This window comes from Ruegeria sp. B10 (assembly GCF_056539825.1).
The window spans coordinates 19121-35667 of the sequence record NZ_JBQFVP010000023.1; the positions used below are offsets into that span (position 1 = coordinate 19121).

Here is a 16547-nt window from a genome sequence, read left to right on the forward strand (position 1 = left end):
TCTGAATTCACCCACCGTCTTTTCGATTGCTCTAGCAGGCGTCGCGTTGATTTCCGCCATAGCGTTTCGATTTGATTGGCGAGTTCGCGCTCCGCTCATGCTCGCTTCAATTGCCCTTCCCACGGGCTTCTTGGTGTACCACCCGATGGCGGGTCAATATGCTGGGCTAGGGTACCTCATTGTCATCCTGTCTTGCCTTGCCATGTTTGCACTCGGTGCCGGCTGGGGCAGTGTCATGAGACTTTCGCGAGTTTCCCCGATCATATGCGTTTCAGCTCCGGTCATTGTAGCCTGCGCATATACGGGTCACGTCCTTTGGCTTCAGTACGTGCCAAATGATTGCCTCAAAGAAGACCTGCATGTTCGCATTGCTGGTGAAGTTGTAGTTCTACCACTGGAACTAAAACCCCGCCTCAAAATTGGGAATTCCGCAACCCATTTCGGAAGTATGGACCATAAATCTGGTTTTTCGAAAATATGCAGACTTAGCCAAAACGGCGCACGAGCTATTGATATGGACGTGGTGTGGATAAACCCCGCATCCAATCATGCGGCTCTGACTTCTCTCTGTGAGGGCATTGATGAGCCCGAGTGGTGCGGTCGCTATTCCTCGTATCCGTACCGCCACGTGGGAAAGGTGCTGTTTGCGACTGAGGATGAACTTGGCTTTCCCAAACCGTATTGGAAAGAAGGAGGGTCGTTGAAGAAAGAACGCCAAGGCGATCTGAACAAAGGTTCAATTTGTCTATTGTCAGACGTAGGGACAAAAACTCAATGCTGGGCTTGGCAGCCGTTTGATGAAGGGTCGCGATTGACGGTCAGCACAAACAATCTTGACCCAATTTTTGTTGACATGCCCGTTGATGAAGCTCGCAATATGGCTCTTCAAGCCCTCAACACAACTCTCTCCATAGTCCAGCCGTAGGCTACCCGTGTGACTTGCGACACAGCAACCAAACCCAAGTAGTCCGAGGAAATGAAAACGCCCCAGTGTCTGTGGCACCGCGGCGTCTGGAATTCTCCGAGAAGGTAATCAGCCCTGCTTGGTAACCTGCGTAAAGTCCAACTCGACCGGCGTTTCCCGACCAAAGATCGAAACCGAGACCTTCAGCTTCTGGTTCTCGTCGTCCACACCTTCAACCATGCCGTCGAAATCCTCGAACGGACCGTCGTTGACCTTGACCTTCTCGCCAACCTCGAAGCTGATCATCAGTTTCGGTGCTTCTTCACCTTCCTGAACACGGTTCAGGATCTGGTTCACTTCTGCGTCGCGCATCGGCATCGGGCGGCCTTGGGGACCAAGGAAGCCGGTGACGCGGTTGATCGAGTTGATCAGGTGATAGCCCTGATCCGACATTTCCATATGCACCAGAACGTAACCGGGCATAAAGCGGCGTTCGGTGGTGACTTTCTTGCCGCGACGGACTTCGATCACCTCTTCGGTAGGGACCAGTACTTCGTCGATATCGTCCTCAAGGCCCTGTTCAGCCACCGACGTGCGGATCTGCTCTGCGATCTTCTTTTCGAAATTCGAAAGAACGCTGACCGAGTACCACCGTTTCGCCATGAACCTGTCGTCCTTGTTTGTCTTGGGCCAAGTCCCGCATTGCGGGTTCGCCCTGTATTGAAATCCTGTCGCGGCCTGTCCGCGTGTTCCGGAATAAAAAGCGGCGCGCAGCCCGAATCGCCACACGCCCATTCCGAATAGTCCCGTGTGAACTACTCTGAGATTCCGCGCTGTGCAAGGGGGGCTGCGGTGTTTCCGCGCCCAAGGGCGCTTAGCTGAACGCGCCCAGGATCAGTTGCAAGCCGCCACGAATGCCCAGATCGACCAGAGCAAAGAATACAGCGGTCAGAGCAGCCATGATGAACACCATGACCGTGGTCAACAGCACCTCGCGCCGGGTTGGCCAGACGACCTTGGAAACTTCGGCTCGAACTTGCTGAATGAACTGGATCGGGTTGGTGGTGGCCATTTGGCGGGTTCTCTCTGCTTGCGGATAGGCCGGACATAGCCGGGCATTGCGGCAATTTCAAGGGCGGTTGGGATCAACTGTGATTTTGCATCCTCAGCCAGCTACTGCTTGGGTTTGTCATCCCATTCATCGCTGAGGATACGGCGCGCATCGCCCTCGGGGTCTTCGTATTGGTTCGAGCGGACCGTGTAGACAAAAGCAACCAAGCCAATTCCGCCCAGAAACAAGGAAATCGGGATCAGATAGGCGAGCACTTCCATAACAGTTACCTCAGCCGCAAGGCGTTCAAAGATACGGTAATCGAAGAGGTCGACATCGCCAACGCCGCTATCAAGGGCGTGGCCAGCCCGATCACCGCCAGCGGCACTGCAATCACGTTATAGACCGTAGCAATGCGGAAATTCTCGCGAATCCGTTTCGTGGCTTTGACGGCAGTGTCGCAGGCATCCGCGATAGGGGAAAGGTCGGTTCCCAGAAGAACGATATCCGACGCAACGCGCGCCGCATCCAGGGCCGAGGCCGGTGAGATGGACACATGCGCCGCCGCAAGGGCAGCCGTATCGTTCAGACCATCACCCACCATCAGGACCTTGCGGCCATTCTCACTGAGCTCCTGAATGCGCTGCGCTTTGTCCTGAGGCAACGCTTCGGCAATCCAGTTCTCGATCCCCAGTTTCTCGGCCAGCGCTTTCACGGCCCCCGTCGAATCGCCCGAAATCAGGATCACCTGCTTTCCGGCTTTGGCGAAGCCCGAGACGGCCTCGGCCGCGCCCGGTCGCAAGGCATCGGTGAACTGGAAGGCCACCGGTGCATTGGGTCCAACCGACAGCCATGCAGAGGTTTCGGCCCCTTGTTCCGCACCGACCCAAGCCGCGCGCCCCAGACGCACGCGCTGGCTTCGATACTGGGCCTCTGTGCCAAAACCGGGAACCTCGGTGATGTCGCGCAGCGTGGCGGGTTTGATCCCGGCATCTCTCGCCGCTTTAGCCAGAGCGACCGACAAGGGGTGCGCCGATGCCTCGGCCAGGGCCAGTGCGATCTCAAGATCGGTAGTGGTGTGGACGCCCAGATTGATCACCTCGGGGGCGCCTGAGGTCAGAGTGCCGGTTTTGTCGAAGACGACCGTGTCGACCTCGGCCAGACGCTCCAGCGCGGTGGCGTGTTTTATCAGCATCCCCTTGCGGAACAACCGACCCGATGCCGCGGTGGTCACCGCAGGAACCGCCAGCCCCAGCGCGCAAGGGCAAGTGATGATCAGCACCGCTGCTGCGATGTTCAGAGCCGTGCGCAGGTCGCCGGAATAGATGTACCAGCCCAAAAAGCTGAGCGCCGACAGGATGTGGACGCCGGGCGCGTATAGCTTGGCCGCTTTGTCCGCGAGCGAGGTGTATCTAGACCGGCCGGATTCAGCGATGGCCACCAGATCAGCCATACGATGCAGAGATGTATCTTCACCAACCGCCGTGGCGCGGATGGTCAGAGGGCCGGTCAGGTTGACCTCGCCCGCGCTGACGATCTGGCCTGCCTCGGCAAATACTGGCAGGGTCTCACCCGTCAGCAGGGAACGGTCCAATTCCGACTGACCCGAGACGATCTGGCCATCCACTGGCATCCGCCCACCTGGTCGTACAAGGATCAGGTCACCAACGGACAGTGCGGATACAGCGACCTCTTCTTCAGTGCCGTCGATCAACCGAAGGGCACGAGGGACCTCCAGTGCTGTCAGCTCCTCAGCCGCGGACCGAGCAGCGGCGCGGGTGCGGTAGTCCAGGTACCGACCCGCCAGCAAGAAGAAGGTCAGCGTCAGGGCGGCATCGAAATAGGCATGCTCGCCGCTCAACGCTGTTTCCCAAAGCGAGGTCAACAGCGCCAGCAGGATCGCCAGAACAATCGGCACATCCATGTTCAGCCGACGCACACGCAAAGCGGACCACGCGTTGGCAAAGAAGGGCTGGGCCGAGAAAGCAATCGCAGGCAGTGCAATCGCAGCAGAGATCCAGTGGAACATATCCCGCGTCGCGTCCGTCGCCCCAGACCAGACCGAGACCGACAGCAGCATCACGTTCATCGAGGCGAACCCTGCCACAGCCAAGCGCATCAGCAGGTCACGTCCCGCCTTGTCCGCACTGGTGGCCGACAGGGCTCCGGCGTCCAGCTCATGCGCCTCATAGCCCGCCTGCTCCAACACCGGGATCAGATCAACAGCCCGCATTTCAGGCGCGGCTTTGATCATCGCACGCTTCAGGGTCAGGTTGACGCGCGCGTCCTCGACCCCGGGATGGGCGTTCAAAGCCCGCTCAACATTCGCAATACAAGCCGAGCAATGGATGCCGGGCAGAGACAGCGCGATCTGAACATCCTCAGGGATCGGACGCGCAGCTTCCGCCGGGGCGGCGATACACCCCGGACAAGCCGCCGTACCTGAGGATAGCTGAGCCGTCACCGCCCTACCCTTTCACGTACAGGGGTACCCGCTGAGCGAACTCAGCCCCCGAATGATCGCGGGCGACCAGACGGATGTTCCAGTTCCCCTTGCCCAGCGTCGCAGGCGTTGCATAGGCAAGCCCGTCAAAGGTGAAATCGGGCGAGAAATCATCGCGAACATGCGTGGCTCGGCCCACAACGGCCTGCAATTCGGCCACCTGAACCGGCGCGCCGGTGGCATCGGTGATGTGCAGGATCAGCAGACCGCCCGTGTTTTCAGCGCGTACTTCCCAACCCAAAGCTTGGTGTTCCTTCAGGCGGTCGTTGAACTCCTGACTGGCGACGTAGGAGTTCTTGACCTCCAGCCCCGGGAAGGTTTTGACCGCGCTATAGGCCAGGATCAGGTTCACCGTGATGATCACACCAAAGGCACACACGAACACCGCGAGGGCGTGTTTGCCGGTGAATTTCCGCTCGGACATGATCAGTTCCCTCGTCCGTTGAAGCTTGTGTCTTTATAGGCGCGTTCACCGCTGTCGAGATCCTCGACCCAGATCCGGACGGCAGACGTATCCGCACGCGCAGGCCCCGTACCAGGCGCCGCCGTAATGTAGACCCGCACCAGTTGCGCGGTATCGGGGGCCACAGTCACAGTTTGCCCGTCAACGCCTTCGATTTCCAGAGCCAAGGCCAGATCGCCGGTCAGAGACAGATCGAACGGACGCTCTTCGCCATGTTTGTTGCGCAGGCGCACGTCATAAGTGTTGCGGATCGTGCCGTCCGACATCGTTACAAAGGTCGGATTGCGCACAGGCGCGACCGTCAGGTCGATATCAGACCGGATGAACAGCGCGAACAGCAGCGCGAACCCGACCAGAGACCACAACGCGGTGTACATGATCGTGCGCGGACGCAGAATGTGTTTCCAGATATTCTTAGGAGGCTGACCTGCGCGTTCATGCGCCTCATCACTCAGCGCCATATAGTCGATCAAACCCCGAGGTTTGCCGATCTTGGCCATCATGTCGTCGCAGGCGTCGATGCACAGGGCGCACGTGATGCACTCCAACTGCTGACCATCACGAATGTCGATACCAACGGGGCAGACATTTACGCAGGCCATGCAGTCGATGCAATCACCCAACTCGGAATCTGCCGTGCGCTTACCTTTGCCGCGCGGCTCGCCGCGCCATTCACGGTAGCCGACGACCAGAGTATCCTCGTCCATCATCGCCGCCTGAATGCGTGGCCACGGGCAGGCATAGATGCAGATCTGTTCGCGCGCGAAGCCGCCAAACAAGAAAGTGGTGCCGGTCAGGATCAACATGGTCGTGTAGGCAACCGGGTGTGCGTTGCCGGTCACCAAATCACGCAGAAGGGTTGGCGCATCGGCAAAGTAGAAGACCCAGGCTCCGCCGGTTGCGAGGCCGATCAGGAACCATGCGGTCCATTTCGTCAAACGCAAACGGGCCTTGCGGAGGTCCATCTTCTCTTGCCGGTGCAGGCGCAAGCGGGCGTTGCGATCACCCTCGATCCAGCGTTCGACCAGAATGAACAGGTCGGTCCAGACAGTCTGCGGGCAGGCATATCCGCACCACACCCGGCCCAAGGCCGATGTGAACAGGAAAAGCCCAAGACCGGCCATGATCAGAAGGCCCGCAACAAAGTAGAATTCGTGCGGCCAGATCTCGATCCAGAAGAAATAGAAGCGGCGGTTGGCCAGGTCCAGCAACACAGCCTGATCCGGCAGGCTGGGCCCTCGGTCCCATCTGATCCATGGGGTGACGTAGTAGATCCCCAAGGTCACAATCAGGATAATCCATTTCAGGTTCCGGAAAGGACCTGAGACACGCCGAGGAAAGATAGGTTCTCGGGCGGCATACAAGCTGGGGGCGGGATCGGAATCGCTCACTGGCTGGCTCCAAGGATGGGTCTTATGGAAGTGTGTTCTTCCAGATCATGGACGCGCAAACATTGACATGGGTCAAAACGCGCATCAGACAAACACCTTTTACCGCGCGTCACCCGCCTGCCGCCTCAGCCAGCTGACAAAGGTCTTTACCGCTGCTCTCAAAGGCGTTTTGGCCGTCAAAACGTGGTATCCGCTGCTTTCAGGCTCGGTATGGAGCTCGACAAGGCGGCCCGCCTTGATATCTTGCTCGACGAAATGTCGCACCGTGGCTGTGACACCCTGCCCTGCCCGCAGCCCTTCAAGCAGCAAGGTCCCCGGCAGCGAGATGCGACGCCCCTGAGGCGGGTGATCCACCCCGCGCCTAGCCAACCAAGTCGAGGCCTCGGTGGTGCCGAACTCTTCCAGCCAAGGCAGCTGGCTCAACTCTTCCGGCGTCCAACCCGATCGACCGCCCAGCAGGCTGGGGGCCGCGACGACAACAAAAGGGGTTTCCAGCAGCATTTCGCAGTCCACACCAGGCCACCCACCGGACCCGTACCTGATCGCGACATCGACGCCGCCCGGCGTCAGTTCCACCAGATGCGGAGAAGGGTCGATCGTCAGGCTGATTTCAGGGTATTTGGCCTGAAATTCCGGCAGTCGCGGCATCAACCACGAGGCGGCGAAGGTTGGTGTCAGCGACACGTGAACCGGGCGGGCACCGCCTGTGCTCATCACCTCTTCCACGGCTGCGCCGATTGAACCGAACCCAAGCTGCACGGCTCGGGCCAGATGCGTGCCTTCGGGTGTCAGGGAAAGCGACTTTCCATCGCGCCGGACCAGAGCCACGCCCATGTGCTTTTCCAGCACGCGCAACTGCTGGCTTATGGCAGCGTGGCTCACATTCAACGCAGCGCCGGCCTGCACCACACCACCCTTCTCAGCAAAGGCCGAAAAAGCGCGAAGGGACGAGAGCGGAGGCAATTTCAACCAGTTCATATGTAATCCCTGCTTACATATAGAAATAGCAATTGGCTCGCATCCTGTACAGGGAAACATCATCCTCGACGCATACAGAAAACGCGAAAGGAAAGCCCCATGCTGAGTGTTTTTGCGAAATCGTTCATGACCGCGACACGGATCAACGAGCCAAATCTCAGGGATGCACCAAAACCAACCCGCAACAAAGCGCGCTGGTTGCCCGAGCATCATTGGTGGAAGAAACACCCGCGCACGGTCGATCTTGAAGACCTTTGAAACGCGGTCTGTTCTGGATCGGCCAATGGCCCTATGATGGTTTTGGAAATAGGCACCGGCTGTTCAGGAAACGCGCGAACAGATGGAACAGCCGGTGCCGGGACCCAGGGGCAGCAAGCCGCCCCAAGGTATTCTTGTAGCCTTACTGACCGCCACCCAGTTGGTGGACATAGGCGGTTACGGCGCGGATCTGCGCCTCGGTCAGGCGGGTATCCCAGTTGGGCATCACGCCAAAGCGGCTGTAGGTCACCGTCTCAGTGAGGGCCTCTTCGCTGCCGCCATAGAGCCAGATGGCATCCGTCAGGTTCGGCGCGCCCTGGAAGACGTCGCCTTTACCGTCCTCGCCGTGACAAGCGGCACAATTGTCTTCAAAGACAACCTTACCTGCCTGCGCCGCCGCATCGTCGGTCTGCGCATTGGTCAGCGACATCACGTATTGAACCACCTGAGTAATCTCTTCACCTTCGAGGAGTTCGCCAAAGGCCGGCATTTCGGAGTAACGCGCATCGTCGCTTTCCTCGTTCCGGATCCCATAGCTGACGGTGAAATGGATATCTTCCATCGTGCCGCCCCACAGCCATGCGTCATCCAGCAGGTTCGGGAAGCCCGCCGCGCCCTGCGCGCCCGAGCCGTGGCACTGCGCACACCAGGTGCGGAACACGGCGCTGCCTGCGTTGACGGCATATTGCTGCAACTCAGGGTCCGCCGAGATTTCCTCGAGCGGGGTTTCGACCAGCTTGGCGTTCCACGGGGCGTTGGCCTCTTCGAACGAGACCAACTCTTGCTGAACCTCGGCCCGGGATGACCAGCCCGTGATTCCGGCCGTCGCCGACTGAACCAGAGGCCATGCGGGATACATGATCGTGTAGATCACACCCCAGAAGATCGTGGCGTAGAAGGTCCACAGCCACCAGCGGGGCATCGGGTTGTCAAATTCTTCGATGCCGTCCCAGCTGTGACCGGTGGTATTCGGGTCACCCGGCTGTTTATCAGGTATCTTGCTCATGGCCGCGCCTCCTTGGATGTGGCGGGTTGGTCTTGCCGTGGTGCGGGTGCATCAACGTGCCGGAAAGGGATGTTGGCGGTATCGCTGTATTCCTTGCTGGCGCCCGGGCGGAACACCCAGACAATGATGCCAACGAAGAAGGCGAACAGCAGAAGCAACATCCAGCTATCTGCGAACTGCCTCAGGAGAGTATATTCTTCCATTGCACCCTCCCTCAGCGGCTTGCGTCAGGCGTGAAGGTCGAGAAGTCGACCAGCGTGCCCAGCATTTGCAGATAGGCGATCAGTGCGTCAGCTTCGGTCAGGTCGGATTGACCGTCGAAGTTGCGGACGTTGACCTTGTCACCATAACGCTCCAACAGCCCGTCATAGTCACTGTCTGGATCGGCCTGAGCGCGGAAGTCGGCTTGTGCGTTCTCCAGCATCTCGTCGGTGTAGGGTGTACCGACCACCGCGTTTGCCGCCATGATATCGCCGATATACTTGCCGTCGATCTTCCGGTTCTCGAGGAAGCCATATTTCGGCATCACCGACTCCGGCACCACCGATTGGGCATCGCGCAGGTGACGGACATGCCAATCGTCCGAGTAACGGCCGCCGACACGTGCCAGATCAGGTCCGGTCCGCTTGGATCCCCATTGAAACGGGTGGTCATACATCGACTCGGCCGCCAGCGAGTAGTGGCCATAGCGTTCGACCTCGTCCCGCATGGGGCGGATCATCTGGCTATGGCAGACATAGCAGCCCTCGCGGATGTAGATCTCACGGCCCGCCATTTCGAGAGGGGTGTAAGGGCGCATGCCCTCCACCTTCTCAATGGTGTTCTCAAGATAGAACAGCGGGGTGATCTGCACGATGCCACCGATGGTCACGACCAGAAAGCTGAAGATCAGCAAAAGGGTCGCGTTGGTCTCAAGCACTTTGTGTTTGTCAAGAATTGCCATTGCTCCGGCCTCCTTTATTCAGCCGGGACTGCGACGGTCAGGCTGGCCTCTTTGGCCGGTGCCTTACGCACAGTCATCCACAGGTTGTAGCACATGATCACCGAGCCAGCGAGGAACAGAACCCCACCCAGACCGCGAACCACATACATCGGGAACTTGGCGGCAACGGTGTCAGCGAACGAGTTCACCAGGAAGCCGTTGGCATCCACTTCGCGCCACATCAGGCCTTCCATGATACCAGTGACCCACATCGACGCGGCATAGAGAACGATGCCGATCGTGGCGAGCCAGAAGTGCCAGCTTACCATCTGCAGGGAATACAGACGCTCACGCTTCCATAGGACAGGCACCAGATAGTACAGCGCACCAAAGGTGATCATGCCGTTCCAGCCCAGCGCGCCCGAGTGTACGTGACCAATGGTCCAGTCGGTGTAGTGGCTGAGCGAGTTCACCGCACGGATCGACATCATCGGACCCTCAAAGGTGGACATGCCATAGAAGCCAACCGAGATGACCATCATACGGATGATTGGGTCGGTGCGCAGCTTGTCCCATGCGCCCGAGAGCGTCATCAGACCGTTGATCATACCACCCCAGGACGGCATCCACAGTACGATCGAGAACACCATGCCCAGCGTCGAGGCCCAGTCAGGCAACGCGGTATAGTGCAGGTGGTGCGGACCGGCCCAGATATACAGGAAGATCAGCGCCCAGAAGTGGATGATCGACAGCTTGTACGAGAATACGGGACGTTCGGCCTGTTTCGGGATGAAGTAGTACATCATGCCCAGGAAGCCCGCAGTCAGGAAGAAGCCCACAGCGTTGTGGCCATACCACCACTGGATCATAGCATCCTGTACGCCCGACCAGACGATAACCGATTTCGAACCCCAGATACTGACCGGGATGGTCATGTTGTTGACCAGGTGCAGCATCGCAACGGTCACGATAAAGGCCAGGTAGAACCAGTTGGCCACATAGATATGCGGCTCTTTCCGTTTGATGATCGTACCCAGATAGACAGCCAGATAGGCGACCCAGACGATGGTCAGCCACAGGTCCACATACCATTCAGGCTCGGCATATTCCTTGGACTGCGTGCCACCCAGAACATATCCGGTCGCTGCCAGAACGATGAACAGCTGATAGCCCCAGAACACGAACCAGGCCAGGTTTCCGCCCCAAAGGCGCGCCGCGCTGGTGCGCTGGACCACGTAGAACGAGGTCGCGATCAGAGCGTTGCCCCCAAAGGCAAAAATCACCGCAGAGGTGTGCAGCGGACGCAACCGTCCAAAGTTCAGATAGCCCTGCGCCCATTCGAAGTTGAGCGTTGGAAATGCCAGCTGGAACGCAATAAAAGTTCCCGCCAGGAACCCGACCACGCCCCAGAAGGCAGTTGCGATCACGCCGTAGCGGATCACGCCGTCCATGTACTCGCCGGAGCGATCGACAAGAATATCTGGCTCATCCGTGTTTCGAAGCGTCCAGATGAACAGACCACCGGCGATGATCATCACCAGTATCGCATGCACCTGATACGCCAAATCGCGTGCATAATTGGACCCGATCGCGGCAAACAGCACGATCAGACCAAGCACGATCAGCTTGATGTAATTCGACATATTGCGTCCCTTTACCCTGCCCTGCGCGATTTACGTGCCGCACAGAACCTTTTTGACTGTGGTTCGTAATGTAGAAGAACGTCCTCTGCCGCTTTGATCTGAGTCAAGACAATCCGTTGTTTTCTGTGACACCCATAGTCAAGTGGAGGGGCGCTGGTCGCATTGGATCGGCTGCTCGAAAGACGAGGTCGATATGGCTTACAAATCAATTCTCACAATAATGACGGAAACTACGAATGCGCAGGCAGCACTGTCTCAGGCGGCGGCATTGGCCGAGGCGCAGGATGGTCATGCCGAGGCCTTGTGCCTGGGTGTCGATCGCAGTCAGACAGGGTATTACTACGCCGGGGCGAACGCACTTATCCTTCAGGAAACCCTCAGCCGGGCCAATGCCGAGGCCGATGAGTTGCTTAGCTATGCCGAGGATTTTCTGGGAAAAACCGGTGTGCGGTGGTCGGCCGAAAACGGAGTCGCCCAGATCGCGGACATAGGACGCCACGTTGCCCATCGGGCGCGGTTCTCGGATTTGGTTGTCCTGCCTCACCCGTATGGCGAGGGGCGCGGTGCCGAGGCGGAACCAATTGTCGAAGCCGCAATGTTCGAAGGTCACGCTCCGGTCATGGTCGTCCCAAACGCGGGGCAACCTGTTTCGAAGCCCAAGAACATCATGATCGCCTGGAACGAAAGCGTCGAGGCCATGCGTGCGGTGCGCTGCGCCCTGCCGTTTTTGAAAGACGCCGATCTGGCGCGTATCGTGGTGATCGACCCGCCACGGCATGGGCCCGACCGCTCTGACCCGGGTGGCATGCTGTCCCAGATGCTCGCGCGGCACGGTGTCCGGTGCGAAATCGAAGTCCTCAGCAAAACCATGACCCGGGTGTCGGACATTCTGAACCGCCACGCTATGGACACTGAATCAGACATGATTGTCATGGGCGCCTACGGCCATTCTCGCTTTCGCGAAGCGATCCTTGGCGGTGCCACGCGCAACATGCTGGAACAATCCGCTGTACCAGTCTTCATGGCGCACTGATCGCGTGCTGACCCGAACAAAAAGCCGCCCTGCGGGGCGGCTTGATCACCTTGGCATATGCCTGTCAGGTGGCGTCGCTAAACCAAGAAACCTCCGTCCGAGTCATCTCCGGCCTCTTCCATAAGGCGACCCAGATCGGGGATGGTCACGTGGCGTTTGCCTTCCAACACGATAACCCCGTCCTTTTTCAAGGCCGAGATCTGTCGGCTCACCGTTTCAAGCGTCAGACCGAGGTAGTCCGCCATCGCCTCACGCGTCAGCGGCAAGTCGAACACGAGTGGGCCTGACAGCCCTTTCTGCGTGATCGAGGCATCCCGGCGCGCGATGATCGAAAGCAGGCTGGCGATCTTCTCCCGCGCCGTCTTGCGACCCAGAACAAGCATCCATTCCCGCGCTGCGTCCAACTCGTCCAGAGTCATCTGCAAAAGCCGATGCGCGATATGAGGGGTCTCACTCAACAACCCTTCGAACGGCTTCTTGCGAAAGCAGCACATCACCACATCCGTGGTGGCCTGAACGTCATATGGCGCAGAATCACGTCCGGGACGCCCGACGAAATCGCTGGGCAGCAACAGACCTACCATCTGGGTCCGCCCGTCCTCCATCGTCTGGGTCAGAGACGCGATACCCGAGACGACCGAGCCGACAAAGTTCATCTGATCGCCGGACCAGATGATCGTCTGACCCGCTTCGAAACTGCGATAATATTTAATCTCCTCAAGGGACTGCAGCTCATCCGCGTCACACCGGGCACAGACGGCCCGATGACGAATCGGGCATTCGTCACAGTTGGTATGATCAAACTTTATCTCTACTGACATTCGCTTTCCTACTTGATCTCTATCAAAGCAACCAAGACTTCGGTCCCTTAAAGGTATCTCCATGATAGATAAATCACAATTGGCAAGGCTTGGACTTTTTGACGCGAAGGTGCCTCGCTACACCAGCTACCCGACCGCCCCCCATTTCGGCAATGACGTGGGGGCTGATCTTTTTGGTGACTGGATCGCCCGGATTAAACCCAGCAGCGCCATCTCGCTTTATGTCCATGTCCCCTTCTGTCGGCGCCTCTGCTGGTTCTGCGCCTGCCGCACACAAGGCACGCAAACCGACAGCCCCGTGGTCGCCTATGTCGACGTGCTGAAGGCCGAGCTGGACCTGCTGGCCGCGCGATTGCCCGAGGGGGTGTTTCTATCCCGCCTGCATTGGGGCGGCGGCACCCCAACCCTGCTGAATGCCGACCTGATGCGCGATCTGGCGCGCTACATTCTGGATATCGTGCCGCTGGGACCGGATGCCGAGTTCTCGGTCGAGATCGACCCGAATGAGATTGACGAAGCGCGTCTGGACGTCCTTGCCGAAGCGGGCATGAACCGCGCCTCGATCGGAGTACAGGATTTCGATGACGAGATCCAGAAAACCATCGGGCGCATCCAAAGCTACGATACCACGCGGGATGCGGTGGATATGATCCGCGCGCGTGGGATCACCAGCCTGAATGCCGATATCCTGTTTGGCCTACCGCATCAGACCAAGGCGCGGATGACAGAAAGCGTGCAGAAGCTTCTGTCGCTCAGCCCGGATCGCGTCGCGCTTTATGGCTATGCCCATGTGCCGTGGATGGCGAAACGGCAGCAACTGATCCCGTCCGAGGCTCTGCCAACGCCCGAGCAGCGTCTGGACCTTTTCGACACCGCCCGCCGTCTGTTCATGTGGGACAACTACGCCGAGATCGGAATCGACCACTTTGCGACGCAAGAAGACGGGCTGACCAAAGCATTGAAAGCGGGCCAACTGAAACGCAACTTCCAGGGCTATACGGACGATCAGGCCGAGGTTCTGATCGGCATCGGTGCAAGCTCGATATCGCGCTTTCCTCAGGGCTACGCGCAGAATAACCCCGCGACCTCGGCCCATACCAAGGCAATTCGCGACGGTCAGTTCTCGACCTCGCGTGGGCATGCGTTCAAGGGACAGGACGTGCTGCGCGCCCGCTTAATCGAAGCGTTGATGTGCGATTTCCGGGTCGACTCGGCCGAGATCCTGCGCAGCCATGATGTATCCATCGCAGAGCTGAATAAGATGTACGCCGAGGTAAACGCAAGATTTGACGGCCTGCTGCGCGTCACCGATGACGGGCTGTTTATCCCGCCCGAGGCGCGTGCTCTGACCCGGATGATCGCCCGCAGTTTCGATGCCTATGACCTGAGCAAAGCCGGACATAGCTCTGCGATCTAACTTGGGGCAAGCGGCCCGGTTTTCGGCAGACCCAAGCCGATACCGAACGGGGGCTTGACGCAAGGCTGGTGTTTTCTCCACACTCGGGGCGTGGGTCTTCGATCAGGTCCACAGCCCGAGGCAGGCAAATCCGCAGACAAACCATGCCACCGCATTTGCGCAAGGCAGCCCCTTTCGTGCAGCCACTCTGCAACCTGAAAGAGGGACAGCACATATGCGCGTTTTCACCGTCCTAGGCCCCAGTCAATCGGGCAAATCCACTCTGGTCGAGGCCATCAGCCGCCTCGACGGGCGCCCGACAACATTCGACATCTCCGGAACCGTGCATTTGCACGGTTTTTCTTATTTGGACGAACCGTGGTGCGCGGTTGACGTGGATGGCGGCGGCGATGCGCTGGCCTATGTGGGACCAGCCATGGCGATCTCGGACGCCGCCGTGGTTGTCGTCCCGCCAGACCCCGATGCCGCCGTTCTGTGCGCGCCGTACCTGCGGCTGGTAGAAGAGGCTGGCATCCCTTGCTTTCTATTCATCAACCGAATGGACAACCCCAACGGCCGTATCCGAGACATCATCGCGGCCCTGCAGACCTATTGCACCCATCACATCGCCTTGCGGCAGGTCCCGATCCGTGACGGCGATACAATCATAGGCGCGGTCGATCTGATCTCGGAACGTGCGTGGAAGTACCAAGAAGGACAGCCCTCGGCCTTGATTGAGCTGCCTCAATCCGTCGAGGACCGTGAACAGGAAGCCCGCACTGAATTGTTGGAAACGCTGTCGGATTTCGACGACCATCTGCTGGAGCAACTGATCGAAGATAAGCAGCCCCCCAGCGCTGAGATTTACGATTTGGCCGCTCAGGTCCTACAAAATCATCAGTTGATCCCGGCCTGTCTCGGGGCCGCGCAACATGGCAATGGGCTCACCCGCTTGATGAAAGCCCTGCGGCACGAAGCGCCCGAGTTCGATATCGCCGCCGGGCGAGATGAAGCCGCGGACAATGCACGCGCGATTGCGGGCTTTGCCGATGTGAAGAAACATATTGGCAAGATCACCGTGCTGCGCGGGCTGGGCGATGGTGTCAAAGCGCATGAAGCCCTTGGGGGCGAAACGGTCGGCAATTTGACGAGCCTCGACGCCAAAACACAGATTGGCGCGTTGGAGGCCGGACAAATCGGGCTTGCAGTTAAGTCTGACCACCTCAACCCCGGATACATCTATGACAGCCGGTCGGCTACACCGCTTCCGGATTGGGCGTCTTCGCACCCAGTTGCGCACCGGCAGGTCGTCTCACCCGCGCATGAGCGCGACGACGTACGCCTTTCAAACGCTCTGAGCCGTTTGGTCGAGATCGACCCGGGGCTGCATATGGAACAAGACGAGCTGAGCGGACATTCCGTACTCGGCTCTCAGGGTCCACAACACATGCGGCGCGTGACGGCCAAGCTATTGGAGGATTTCGGGATCGAGATCGAAACCGACCCCGTCGAGACCGCCTATCGCGAAACCATCCGTACGCCGGTCGAACATCGCCACCGTCATCGCAAGCAATCGGGCGGCGCCGGACAATTCGCCGACGTTGTGATCTCGGTCGCGCCTCTACCCCGTGGCTCGGGCTTTCAATTCGAAGAGGTTGTTAAGGGCGGCGCGGTGCCGAAGAACTATATCCCATCCGTGGAGCACGGGGCCAAAGACGCGTTGGTACAAGGCCCCGAAGGCTTCCCGGTCGTGGATGTCAAAATCACCCTCAGCGACGGCAAACACCACAATGTCGACAGCTCGGACTACGCGTTCCGGACGGCGGGCAAGAATGCGGTGCGTGAGGCACTGCCGCAGGCCAAGCCCGTGGTACTGCAGCCGATTCTCACGGCCGAGATTCATCTGCCGTCAGATTTCGTCGGAGATCTGGTTCCCACGATCAGTTCGCTGCAAGGGCAGGTTTTGGGGTTCGAGGGCAATCCGGATGCCTTAGGTTGGGAAATCTTCAACGCCCAACTTCCGGCCGTGGCGCAAGATGAGTTGCACCGAACTCTCGCCAGTGCCACGCGGGGAACGGGGTGGGTCAATCTGAGCTTCGATCATTATGAAGAGTTGCGCGGTCCGGTCCCCAAATCCGCCGATCGCGAAAAAGCCAGCGCCTGAAGGAAATGTGAGGC

At 58.9% G+C, this 16547-nt stretch carries 17 protein-coding genes; 5 read left to right on the plus strand and 12 right to left on the minus strand.

Annotated features, from left to right (window positions below):
* Positions 1-145: 145 nt before the first annotated feature.
* Positions 146-925 carry a hypothetical protein gene (locus ACR0J4_RS22375; RefSeq protein WP_170642686.1) on the plus strand — a complete coding sequence of 260 codons (780 nt, stop codon included), beginning with the start codon at positions 146-148 and terminating at the stop codon, positions 923-925.
* 108 nt (positions 926-1033) lie between these two features.
* On the opposite strand, the gene nusG is transcribed toward ACR0J4_RS22375, so the two are convergent.
* The 7 genes from nusG to ACR0J4_RS22410 form a co-directional block, all read right to left on the minus strand.
* On the minus strand, positions 1034-1567 hold the full coding sequence (nusG, locus tag ACR0J4_RS22380; RefSeq protein ID WP_117872965.1) for a transcription termination/antitermination protein NusG: 534 nt from the start codon (positions 1565-1567) through the stop codon (positions 1034-1036).
* A 211-nt stretch (positions 1568-1778) separates the two neighbouring features.
* The gene (gene secE, locus ACR0J4_RS22385; protein ID WP_050605011.1) at positions 1779-1976 is read right to left on the minus strand and encodes a preprotein translocase subunit SecE; all 198 of its coding nucleotides are present in this window, start codon (positions 1974-1976) and stop codon (positions 1779-1781) included.
* A gap of 101 nt (positions 1977-2077) precedes the next feature.
* Positions 2078-2236 (minus strand): cbb3-type cytochrome oxidase assembly protein CcoS, encoded by a 159-nt coding sequence (ccoS, locus tag ACR0J4_RS22390; protein ID WP_170375394.1) that lies wholly within the window; start codon positions 2234-2236, stop codon positions 2078-2080.
* Between the two features lie 5 nt (positions 2237-2241).
* Positions 2242-4419 (minus strand): heavy metal translocating P-type ATPase, encoded by a 2178-nt coding sequence (locus ACR0J4_RS22395; RefSeq protein WP_170642685.1) that lies wholly within the window; start codon positions 4417-4419, stop codon positions 2242-2244.
* A gap of 4 nt (positions 4420-4423) precedes the next feature.
* Positions 4424-4882 carry a FixH family protein gene (locus ACR0J4_RS22400; protein WP_170460237.1) on the minus strand — a complete coding sequence of 153 codons (459 nt, stop codon included), beginning with the start codon at positions 4880-4882 and terminating at the stop codon, positions 4424-4426.
* A gap of 2 nt (positions 4883-4884) precedes the next feature.
* The gene (ccoG, locus tag ACR0J4_RS22405) at positions 4885-6312 is read right to left on the minus strand and encodes a cytochrome c oxidase accessory protein CcoG (protein ID WP_170642684.1); all 1428 of its coding nucleotides are present in this window, start codon (positions 6310-6312) and stop codon (positions 4885-4887) included.
* A 99-nt stretch (positions 6313-6411) separates the two neighbouring features.
* The gene (locus tag ACR0J4_RS22410; RefSeq protein ID WP_170642683.1) at positions 6412-7290 is read right to left on the minus strand and encodes a LysR family transcriptional regulator; all 879 of its coding nucleotides are present in this window, start codon (positions 7288-7290) and stop codon (positions 6412-6414) included.
* A 99-nt stretch (positions 7291-7389) separates the two neighbouring features.
* On the opposite strand from ACR0J4_RS22410, the gene ACR0J4_RS22415 reads away from it, so the two are divergent.
* Complete coding sequence (locus tag ACR0J4_RS22415; RefSeq protein WP_170460231.1) at positions 7390-7548, plus strand: hypothetical protein; 159 nt, start codon at positions 7390-7392, stop codon at positions 7546-7548.
* A 142-nt stretch (positions 7549-7690) separates the two neighbouring features.
* Here ACR0J4_RS22415 and ccoP read toward each other — a convergent pair whose 3' ends face one another.
* The 4 genes from ccoP to ccoN are packed head-to-tail and all read right to left on the minus strand — an operon-like array spanning position 7691 to position 11119.
* The gene (gene ccoP, locus ACR0J4_RS22420; protein WP_170642682.1) at positions 7691-8554 is read right to left on the minus strand and encodes a cytochrome-c oxidase, cbb3-type subunit III; all 864 of its coding nucleotides are present in this window, start codon (positions 8552-8554) and stop codon (positions 7691-7693) included.
* Positions 8551-8757 carry a cbb3-type cytochrome c oxidase subunit 3 gene (locus ACR0J4_RS22425; protein ID WP_170460227.1) on the minus strand — a complete coding sequence of 69 codons (207 nt, stop codon included), beginning with the start codon at positions 8755-8757 and terminating at the stop codon, positions 8551-8553. The genes ccoP and ACR0J4_RS22425 overlap by 4 nt, the downstream gene beginning before the upstream one ends.
* Positions 8758-8768: 11 nt before the next feature.
* The gene (gene ccoO, locus ACR0J4_RS22430) at positions 8769-9497 is read right to left on the minus strand and encodes a cytochrome-c oxidase, cbb3-type subunit II (RefSeq protein ID WP_170460225.1); all 729 of its coding nucleotides are present in this window, start codon (positions 9495-9497) and stop codon (positions 8769-8771) included.
* Positions 9498-9511: 14 nt separating this feature from the next.
* Entirely contained in the window at positions 9512-11119 is a 1608-nt protein-coding gene (gene ccoN / locus ACR0J4_RS22435; RefSeq protein WP_170638373.1) for a cytochrome-c oxidase, cbb3-type subunit I, read from the minus strand.
* 193 nt (positions 11120-11312) lie between these two features.
* Between ccoN and ACR0J4_RS22440 the strand changes: the two genes are divergently transcribed.
* Positions 11313-12152, plus strand: a complete 840-nt coding sequence (locus tag ACR0J4_RS22440; RefSeq protein WP_170638371.1) for a universal stress protein — start codon at positions 11313-11315, stop codon at positions 12150-12152.
* 77 nt (positions 12153-12229) lie between these two features.
* On the opposite strand, the gene fnrL is transcribed toward ACR0J4_RS22440, so the two are convergent.
* Positions 12230-12973: a transcriptional regulator FnrL gene (fnrL, locus tag ACR0J4_RS22445; RefSeq protein WP_170638369.1), complete on the minus strand. Its 744-nt coding sequence runs from the start codon at positions 12971-12973 to the stop codon at positions 12230-12232.
* 61 nt (positions 12974-13034) lie between these two features.
* On the opposite strand from fnrL, the gene hemN reads away from it, so the two are divergent.
* Together hemN and ACR0J4_RS22455 are read left to right on the plus strand one after the other, a co-directional pair.
* Positions 13035-14390 carry an oxygen-independent coproporphyrinogen III oxidase gene (gene hemN / locus ACR0J4_RS22450; RefSeq protein WP_170642681.1) on the plus strand — a complete coding sequence of 452 codons (1356 nt, stop codon included), beginning with the start codon at positions 13035-13037 and terminating at the stop codon, positions 14388-14390.
* Between the two features lie 214 nt (positions 14391-14604).
* Entirely contained in the window at positions 14605-16533 is a 1929-nt protein-coding gene (locus ACR0J4_RS22455; protein WP_170642680.1) for an elongation factor G, read from the plus strand.
* Positions 16534-16547 lie beyond the last annotated feature (14 nt).

Bases quoted from the DNA above. Each gene is read 5' to 3' on its own strand.
- ACR0J4_RS22410 (WP_170642683.1), bottom strand. From the start codon at position 7,290: ATGAACTGGTTGAAATTGCCTCCGCTCTCGTCCCTTCGCGCTTTTTCG.
- ccoN (WP_170638373.1), bottom strand. From the start codon at position 11,119: ATGTCGAATTACATCAAGCTGATCGTGCTTGGTCTGATCGTGCTGTTT.
- ccoP (WP_170642682.1), bottom strand. From the start codon at position 8,554: ATGAGCAAGATACCTGATAAACAGCCGGGTGACCCGAATACCACCGGT.
- ccoS (WP_170375394.1), bottom strand. From the start codon at position 2,236: ATGGAAGTGCTCGCCTATCTGATCCCGATTTCCTTGTTTCTGGGCGGA.
- fnrL (WP_170638369.1), bottom strand. From the start codon at position 12,973: ATGTCAGTAGAGATAAAGTTTGATCATACCAACTGTGACGAATGCCCG.
- ACR0J4_RS22455 (WP_170642680.1), top strand. From the start codon at position 14,605: ATGCGCGTTTTCACCGTCCTAGGCCCCAGTCAATCGGGCAAATCCACT.
- hemN (WP_170642681.1), top strand. From the start codon at position 13,035: ATGATAGATAAATCACAATTGGCAAGGCTTGGACTTTTTGACGCGAAG.
- ACR0J4_RS22375 (WP_170642686.1), top strand. From the start codon at position 146: ATGGCGGGTCAATATGCTGGGCTAGGGTACCTCATTGTCATCCTGTCT.
- ACR0J4_RS22425 (WP_170460227.1), bottom strand. From the start codon at position 8,757: ATGGAAGAATATACTCTCCTGAGGCAGTTCGCAGATAGCTGGATGTTG.
- ACR0J4_RS22415 (WP_170460231.1), top strand. From the start codon at position 7,390: ATGCTGAGTGTTTTTGCGAAATCGTTCATGACCGCGACACGGATCAAC.
- nusG (WP_117872965.1), bottom strand. From the start codon at position 1,567: ATGGCGAAACGGTGGTACTCGGTCAGCGTTCTTTCGAATTTCGAAAAG.
- secE (WP_050605011.1), bottom strand. From the start codon at position 1,976: ATGGCCACCACCAACCCGATCCAGTTCATTCAGCAAGTTCGAGCCGAA.
- ACR0J4_RS22400 (WP_170460237.1), bottom strand. From the start codon at position 4,882: ATGTCCGAGCGGAAATTCACCGGCAAACACGCCCTCGCGGTGTTCGTG.
- ACR0J4_RS22440 (WP_170638371.1), top strand. From the start codon at position 11,313: ATGGCTTACAAATCAATTCTCACAATAATGACGGAAACTACGAATGCG.
- ccoO (WP_170460225.1), bottom strand. From the start codon at position 9,497: ATGGCAATTCTTGACAAACACAAAGTGCTTGAGACCAACGCGACCCTT.